The following is a 6,967-nucleotide window of genomic DNA, read 5'->3' as shown; positions in this document are numbered from 1 at the left end:
GCACCGACGGCCCGGTGGCGCGACGGGGTGGACCGGCCGCCGACGGACCCGCCGCGGGGCGGCCCGGGTCGGCCGGCCGCGTCTGGTCGAGTCCGCCGGCCGGCCGGCCGGCGGCGGGCGGCGGCGCGGATCCGCGCGGGCGGGGCGTCGATGGCTGACCGGCGCAGCCAGCTGGTCACCCGGGTCCGGGGCATGCTGGGCGAGGCCCTCGGCGCGACCCGGACCCGGCTGTCCACCGCGCAGGCCGAGCTGACCACGGCCCGGGAGCGGCTGACGAAGGTCCGGCGGGCCGCGGCCGTCGTGCCGGAGCGGGTGGGCGCGCAGCGCGACCGGCGGCTGGCCGAGATCGCCGATCGGCACGCCGCACGGATCGCGGAGCTGGCCCGGCGCGCGGCGGACGCGGCGCAGCGGGAGGCCCCCGGCGCGGCCTCCACGGACTGGACGCGGTGGCGGTCCACCCCGACAAGGCGGGCCGAGCCGCCGGGCGCGCTGCGCATCGGCACGGTACGCATCCCCGGCGCCGAACCGGTGCCGGCGCTGGTGCCGCTGCTCGACGCCGGCCACGTCGAGCTGACCGGGGACGACCGGGAGGGCTGCGACGCGGTGGTGTCGGCGCTGCTGCTGCGCGGCGTCGGGCGGGCCGACCCGGGCGCCGTCCGGCTGGTCGGCTACGACCCCGAGCACCTGGGCGGCGGCCTGGCCGGCTTCGCGCCCCTCGGCACCGCCGGGCTGCTCACCTTCGTCGGCCCGGGCGGGCTGGCCCGGCTCCTCGACGACCTGGTCGAGCAGATCCGCCGGATCAACGAGACGGTGCTGGCCGGGGAGTACGGCTCGCTGCGCGAGCTGGCCGCCGCCACCGGTCGCCGGCCCGAGCCGTGGCGGGTGGCGGTGCTGCTGGGCGGCGACGAGCTGTCGCGGCACGAGCGCGGCCAACTCGACCGGGTGGTCCGCACCGGAGCGGCCTGCGGCGTGCACCTGGTGGTCCGGGGCGTGTCACTGCCCGAGGATCCCACCGTGACGCGGGTGGGCGCGCACGCCGACGGCGCCCGGATCGGCGGGCCGACCGGCCTGCCCGTACGCCTCGACCCACCGCCCCCGCCGGCCCTGGTCACCGAGACCTGCCGGGAGGTGGCGGCACGGGTGAACGCCGGCCCCGCCCCGACCCCGTTCACCGACCTGCTGCCGCCTCCGGAACAGATGTGGCGGGAGGATTCCGCCACCGGGTTGACCGCCCCGATCGGCGAGGGCCCGCACGGCCGGCCGGTCCTGCTCACCCTGGGCGACTACCCGCCGCACGCGCTGATCGGCGGCCCGTCCGGCACCGGCAAGACGAACCTGATCTTCGCCTGGATCGGCGCGCTGGCCGCCCGCTACTCCCCCAGCGAGCTGGAGTTCTACCTGCTGGACTTCAAGGAGGGGGTGTCCTTCGCCCGGTTCGCCAAGGGCCGGCGGGACCCGAGCTGGCTGCCGCACATGCGGCTCGTCGGGATCAACGTCAACACCGACCGGGAGTTCGGCCTGGCGTTGCTACGCTTCCTCGCCGAGGAGCTGCGCCGGCGGGCCGACGCCGCGAAGAAGCACGAGGTCACCAAGCTCGCCGAGCTGCGCGCGGTCGACCCCACAGGGCACTGGCCGCGGATCGTCGCGGTGGTCGACGAGTTCCAGATGCTGCTGGCCGGGCGGGACGTGGTCGCCCGGGAGGCGGCCGACCTGCTGGAGGACCTGGCCCGGCGCGGCCGCTCCCAGGGCATCCACCTGGTGCTCGCTTCCCAGGACGTGCGCGGCATCGAGGCGCTGTGGGGCCGGCCGGCCCTGGTCGCGCAGTTCACGTTGCGCATCGCGCTGCCGAAGGCCCTGCGGATCCTCGCCGAGCGCAACGACGCCGCCCAGTCCCTGCCGCGCCACCACGCGGTGGTCAACGCCGAGTCGGGCATGGCGGAGGGCAACCAGGTGGCCCGGATCCCGTCGGCCAGCGACTGGGAGACGTGGAGCGAGTTGCAGCACCGGCTGTGGCGGATGCGGCCGCAGGACGCCGCACCGGCCCGTCTCTTCGACGGCGACGCGATCCCCCGGCTCGCCGACGCGCCGGACCACCGGGCGCTGACCGCGCCGGAGACGGGGCACCCGCGTGCGCCGGTCGCGCTGCTCGGCGAGATCATCGACGTGCAGGCCCGCTCGGCGGCGCTGCGGCTGCCCCGGGCTCCCGGCCGCAACCTGGCGGTGCTCGGCACCCGGGTCGACGAGGCCTGCGCGGTGCTCGACGCGGCGGCCCGCTCCCTGGCCCGCCAGCACCGCCCCGGCACGGCCCGGTTCTCCATCGCCTGCCTCGACCCGGACGCCGACCCGGCCGCCCGGTCCCTCTACGAGGATCTCGCCGACGACGCCGCCTGGTACGACGAGGAGACGGTCGGCGAGCTGATGGTCGAGGCCGCCGAGGGGCTCGCCACGCCGGGCACCCCGCACTACCTGCTGCTCTTCGCCGTCGACGCGGCGGCCGGGGCGCTGGCGACGCGGATCGGCCGGCGCACGGGGCTGGAGGAGCTGCGCCGGATCCTGCACGACGGGCCGGAGCGGCGCACCCACGTGCTGGCCTGGTGGCGGGGTGTCGCCCGGATGCGCGCCGACCTGGGCGGACCGGCGGCCCGGACGGACCAGATCGGCGCCTGGGTGGCGCTGGACGCCCACGGTGGCGAGCTGGGTTCGTCGCTCTATCCGGGCACCGGCGGCCCCGACTGGTATCCCCGCCCCTGGCGGGGGCTGTTCTTCGACCGGGCGGTGCACCGCACCGGCCAGGTGATCATCCCCTACGGACCCGCGCGATGAACGAACCGGTGACCAGCGAGACGTACGCGGCCCAGATCCGTCGGCTGGCCGAGCTGAGCGCGCGGGTGCGCGTCCAGCGGGCCGAGGCGCACACCTGGCACGACCAGCAGTGCGCCGCGGCCGAGCGGGCCGTCGCCGAGGCGGAGGCCGAGCTGCGGCGCGCGGAGCGGGAGCTGGTGGACGCCCGGGAGGAGCAGGAACGGGTGGACGCCGAGGTCGCCGACCTGTGGCAGCTGCTGCGCGGTCGGCTCGGTGGCTCGGGCCGCCGGGTGGGCGGGCCACCGGCGCCGGTGCCCGGGGCGACGGGTGACCCGGCTGCGCTGCTGGCCGGCGTGCGGGACCTGCTCAACCGCACCCGCCAGCCGGGCGACCTGCCGGGCTCGGTCAACCCGCTGCTGGCGTTGTGCGGGGTGGCCGGCGCGGTGCTCGCGTACGCCCTCGGCGGCGCGGCCCGGGCGGCGGGCGACCGGTACGGCGGCGAGCTGGGCGTCGGGCTGCCGGTGCTGGCCCTGGTGGTGACCCTGCTGGGCCCGCTGGTCGGTCTGGTGCCGGCGAAGGTCCTCGCCGACCGACGGCACGCCGTGCTCGGCCCGCGGCCGATGACCGTCGTGCTCGTCGCCGGGCTGGTGACCACCGTCGCGCTGCTGGTCGCCGGCCGCTGAACCGCGGCCCCGCCGCCGAACCCTGGCTCCGCCACCGAATCGCGGCGCCGCCACCGAATCGCGGCGCCGCTGCCGAACCGTGGCCCCGTTTCTGAAGCGTGGCCCCGTGCTGGACCGTGGCCCCCCGGTCAGGCGGGGACCAGTACCGCCTCGCGCAGCAGGCGACGGGCCAGGGTGAGCCGGTCGGCGTCGTCGTCCAGCCCCGGCAGGTCGCCGACCCGGACGGGTCCGGCACCGAGCAGGGCGTGCAGGGCCGGCGCGCACGACGCGGGCAGGGTGATCGTGCGGTCGAACAGCACCAGCGCGACCCGGTCACCGCGCGGGGTGAGCCGCCAGCGCAGGCCGGGGCGCGGGGCGAGCCGGGTGTCGACGTCCAGCGCCGCCAGCGCGGCGGCCTGGGCCAGGGGCCGGATGGGCGCGGGCCGGGCGGCCGGCCAGGCGCGCTGCCGCAGCCGGGCGGCGACCACCGCCGGGTCGGCCCGCAGCAGCCAGTCCCGCAGCGCCTCCACCGTCTCGGTCAGCTCCGGCTCGATCGCGTCCGGGTCGGCCACGTCGGTGCCGAACGGCAGCGTGGCGCGCAGCCGCTGGTCCTCGGCGGCGAGGGCGAGCAACTCCTCGACCATGGCGTAGCGGGTCAGCGCCCGTACGCCGACGGTCAGGTGCAGCGAGCTGGACTCCTGGGCCTGCGCGCTGTGCAGCCAGCCGCGGGGCAGGTAGAGCGCGTCGCCGGGGGCGAGCACCACGTCCAGCGCGGCGGGCCCGTCGGCGGTGGCGGCGACCTCGTCGGCCCGGCCGCCCCAGGTCTGCTTCTCCAGCGGGTCGGGCAGCACCGGCGGGTGGATCCGCCAGTGCTTGCGGCCGTCGACCTGGAGGACGAAGACGTCGTGGGTGTCGTAGTGGGTGGCGAAGCCCTGGCTGCCGGTCGGGGTCAGGTAGGCGTTGACCTGCAACGGCTGCCCGACGGCGGTGCCCAGCTCGCGGGTGAAGTCGATCAGGGCCGGCCAGGTGCGGTGCAGGCCCTGCAGGACGAGGGTGGCGCCGCCGGCGTACAGCTCCAGCACCCGCTCGTCGAGGACCTGGTCAGCGATCTCCGCGCCGGCGCCGCCACCGCCGGTGAAGCGGGCCGCCGGCACGAGCTGGCCGTCCTTGGCGATCCGCAGGAAGGGTGTACGCAGGCCGCGGCGGCTGAGCAGCTCGTCGGCGTCGGCGGGGCTGAGCAGATCCGTGAAGCCGGCCGGGTTGGGCAGCTCGTCGGCGCGGGAGAGCAGCGGCGTGCGGCCCCAGTGGGCGGCGGCGAACTTCGCGGGCTCGACCGACACGCAGCGGGCGAGCGCGGCGGCGGCCTCGGACGGCACCGCCGGGCGGCCGTGGCCGCCCGGCGGGTCGATGTCTGTCACGGCGATCCGTCAGGCGGCGCTGCCGTCGGCGCCACCGTCCTGCTGGCCCGGGGTCGCACCGCCGTCGGCGGGGCCCTCCGCGCCACCGTCGGCGCCGCCGTCCTGCTGGCCGGGGGTCGCGCCGCCGTCGGCGGGGCCCTCCGCACCCTGGTCGGCGCCCTTGTCGGCACCACGCTCGGCACCGCGGTCGGCACCACCGTCGGCGCCACCGTCCTGCTGGCCCGGGGTCGCGCCGCCGTCGGCCGGGCCCTCGAGGCCGCCGCCGCTGGTGGTCTGCATGTCGTCGTCGTTGAGTGCCATCGGTGCTCCCTAGGGATGTGCCGCCCCGCCGTTACGCCGGGGTCCGTCGTGCAGCGGGTGGTACCCCCCGCGCGATCTTCTCTAACCCCACCGTAGACGTCCGATCCGGTTCACACCGGCGGTTCGCCGTGCCCGGTCGGGCCGTCGGAGGTGTGCCGTCGCGCGGCGCCACGGCGCCGACGGTGACAGGATGTCCTCTCGACCTGGAGGTGACGATGACCGAGACGACCGGGCCCCGCCCGCTCGAGCCGGTGACCGAGCAGTGGCAGCGCGCGCTGGCGATCGTGGCCCACCCCGACGACCTGGAGTTCGGCGCCGCCGCCGCGGTCGCCCGCTGGACGGCGCAGGGCAAACAGGTCGTCTACTGCCTCGTCACCAGCGGCGAGGCCGGCATCGACGCGATGCCCCCGGCGCGGACCAGGGAGGTCCGGGAGCGGGAGCAACGCGAGTCGGCGGCCCTGGTCGGGGTGGAGACCGTGGAGTTCCTCGGCCTCCCCGACGGCATCCTCGAGTACGGCGTGCCGCTGCGCCGCACCCTGGCCGGGGTGGTCCGCCGGCACCGCCCCGAGATCGTGATCACCAACAACTTCCGGGACACCTGGGACGGCGCGTACACGCTGAACCAGGCCGACCACATCGCCACCGGGCGGGCGGTGCTGGACGCCGTCCGCGACGCCGGCAACCGGTGGGTGTTCCCGGAGCAGCTCGTCGACGGGGTCGAGCCGTGGAACGGGGTACGCCAGGTCTGGGCCGCCTCCTCCCCCCTCGCCGCGCACGGGGTGGACGTCACCGACACCTTCGAGCGGGGCGTGGCCTCGCTCAGGGCGCACGACGCGTACCTGGCCGGGCTGGGCGACGGCAGCTTCGACGCCGAGGAGTTCCTCGAAGGGCTCAGCCGCCCCGCCGGCACCCGGCTGGGCGTCCGCCACGGCGCCGCCTTCGAGGTCTTCCACTTCGACCTCTGGTAGGGACGGCGCGGATGATCCTGCTCGGCACCTCGGGGTGGCAGTACCGCGACTGGCGGGGCCGCTTCTATCCTGCCGGGCTGCCGCAGCGGCTCTGGTTGGAGCACTTCGCCGCCCGGTTCGCCACGGTGGAGGTGAACAACGCCTTCTACCGGCTGCCCGAGCGCGACACCTTCGCCGCCTGGCGGGCCCGCACCCCCGACGACTTCTGCGTGGCGGTGAAGATGAGCCGCTACCTCACCCACATCAAGCGCCTACGCGACCCGGCCGAGCCGGTGGCCCGTTTCCTGGACCGGGCCACCGCGCTCGGCGACCGGCTCGGCCCGGTGCTGCTGCAACTGCCCCCGAACCTGCCCGCCGACCCGGCGGCGCTGGACGCCACGCTGCGGCTCTTCCCCGCCGACGTGCGGGTCGCCGTCGAGCCGCGGCACCCCTCGTGGTGGACCGACGCCACCCGCGCCGTGCTGGAGCGGCGGCGGGCGGCACTGGTCTGGGCGGACCGGCTCGGCCGGCCCGTCGCACCCCGCTGGCGCACCACCGACTTCGGCTACCTGCGCCTGCACGAGGGGCGGGCCAACCCCTGGCCCCGGTACGGCCGCACCTCGCTCGCCTCCTGGGTGCGCCGGCTCGCCGACGGCTTCGGCGACGACGAGCCCGCGTACGTCTACTTCAACAACGACCCCGGCGGCGCCGCCATCGTCGACGCGACGGCCTTCGCCGCGCTCGCCCGCCGGGCCGGCCGGTCGGTCAGCCGCGTTCCCGCTCCGCGGCCGCGTCGTCGGGGGCCGGCGGGCGGGCCGGCGTGAACGGCGCGTCGGCC

The 6,967-nt window shown here is 77.1% G+C and carries 6 protein-coding genes; 4 read left to right on the top strand and 2 right to left on the bottom strand.

Translation table 11 applies throughout. The features are described 5' to 3' along the window. The first annotated feature begins 150 nt into the window (after positions 1–150). A complete protein-coding gene (locus AB0G08_RS29985; protein ID WP_358094294.1) occupies positions 151–2,823 on the top strand; it encodes an FtsK/SpoIIIE domain-containing protein in 2,673 nt (890 codons plus the stop codon). Further along, complete coding sequence (locus AB0G08_RS29980; RefSeq protein WP_358094291.1) at positions 2,820–3,485, top strand: hypothetical protein; 666 nt, start codon at positions 2,820–2,822, stop codon at positions 3,483–3,485. The genes AB0G08_RS29985 and AB0G08_RS29980 overlap by 4 nt, the downstream gene beginning before the upstream one ends. Before the next feature lie 128 nt (positions 3,486–3,613). On the opposite strand, the gene AB0G08_RS29975 is transcribed toward AB0G08_RS29980, so the two are convergent. Beyond that, positions 3,614–4,882 (bottom strand): cupin domain-containing protein, encoded by a 1,269-nt coding sequence (locus AB0G08_RS29975; RefSeq protein ID WP_358094288.1) that lies wholly within the window; start codon positions 4,880–4,882, stop codon positions 3,614–3,616. Between the two features lie 9 nt (positions 4,883–4,891). After that, positions 4,892–5,182 (bottom strand): hypothetical protein, encoded by a 291-nt coding sequence (locus tag AB0G08_RS29970; RefSeq protein ID WP_357883262.1) that lies wholly within the window; start codon positions 5,180–5,182, stop codon positions 4,892–4,894. Positions 5,183–5,397: 215 nt separating this feature from the next. Between AB0G08_RS29970 and AB0G08_RS29965 the strand changes: the two genes are divergently transcribed. Together AB0G08_RS29965 and AB0G08_RS29960 are read left to right on the top strand one after the other, a co-directional pair. After that, the gene (locus tag AB0G08_RS29965) at positions 5,398–6,150 is read left to right on the top strand and encodes a PIG-L deacetylase family protein (protein WP_358094285.1); all 753 of its coding nucleotides are present in this window, start codon (positions 5,398–5,400) and stop codon (positions 6,148–6,150) included. 11 nt (positions 6,151–6,161) lie between these two features. Further along, entirely contained in the window at positions 6,162–6,953 is a 792-nt protein-coding gene (locus tag AB0G08_RS29960) for a DUF72 domain-containing protein (RefSeq protein WP_358094282.1), read from the top strand. The last annotated feature ends 14 nt before the right edge of the window (positions 6,954–6,967 follow it).

The sequence above is a fragment of the Micromonospora sp. NPDC023644 genome, assembly GCF_040640115.1.
Classification (GTDB): Bacteria; Actinomycetota; Actinomycetes; order Mycobacteriales; family Micromonosporaceae; genus Micromonospora.
The sequence above is the reverse complement of the archived record's forward strand: the minus strand, read 5'-3'. Positions and strand labels throughout refer to the sequence as shown.

Excerpts from the sequence above, each read along its gene's own strand:
- AB0G08_RS29985 (WP_358094294.1), top strand. The coding sequence starts at position 151 with ATGGCTGACCGGCGCAGCCAGCTGGTCACCCGGGTCCGGGGCATGCTG.
- AB0G08_RS29960 (WP_358094282.1), top strand. The coding sequence starts at position 6,162 with ATGATCCTGCTCGGCACCTCGGGGTGGCAGTACCGCGACTGGCGGGGC.
- AB0G08_RS29980 (WP_358094291.1), top strand. The coding sequence starts at position 2,820 with ATGAACGAACCGGTGACCAGCGAGACGTACGCGGCCCAGATCCGTCGG.
- AB0G08_RS29970 (WP_357883262.1), bottom strand. The coding sequence starts at position 5,182 with ATGGCACTCAACGACGACGACATGCAGACCACCAGCGGCGGCGGCCTC.
- AB0G08_RS29965 (WP_358094285.1), top strand. The coding sequence starts at position 5,398 with ATGACCGAGACGACCGGGCCCCGCCCGCTCGAGCCGGTGACCGAGCAG.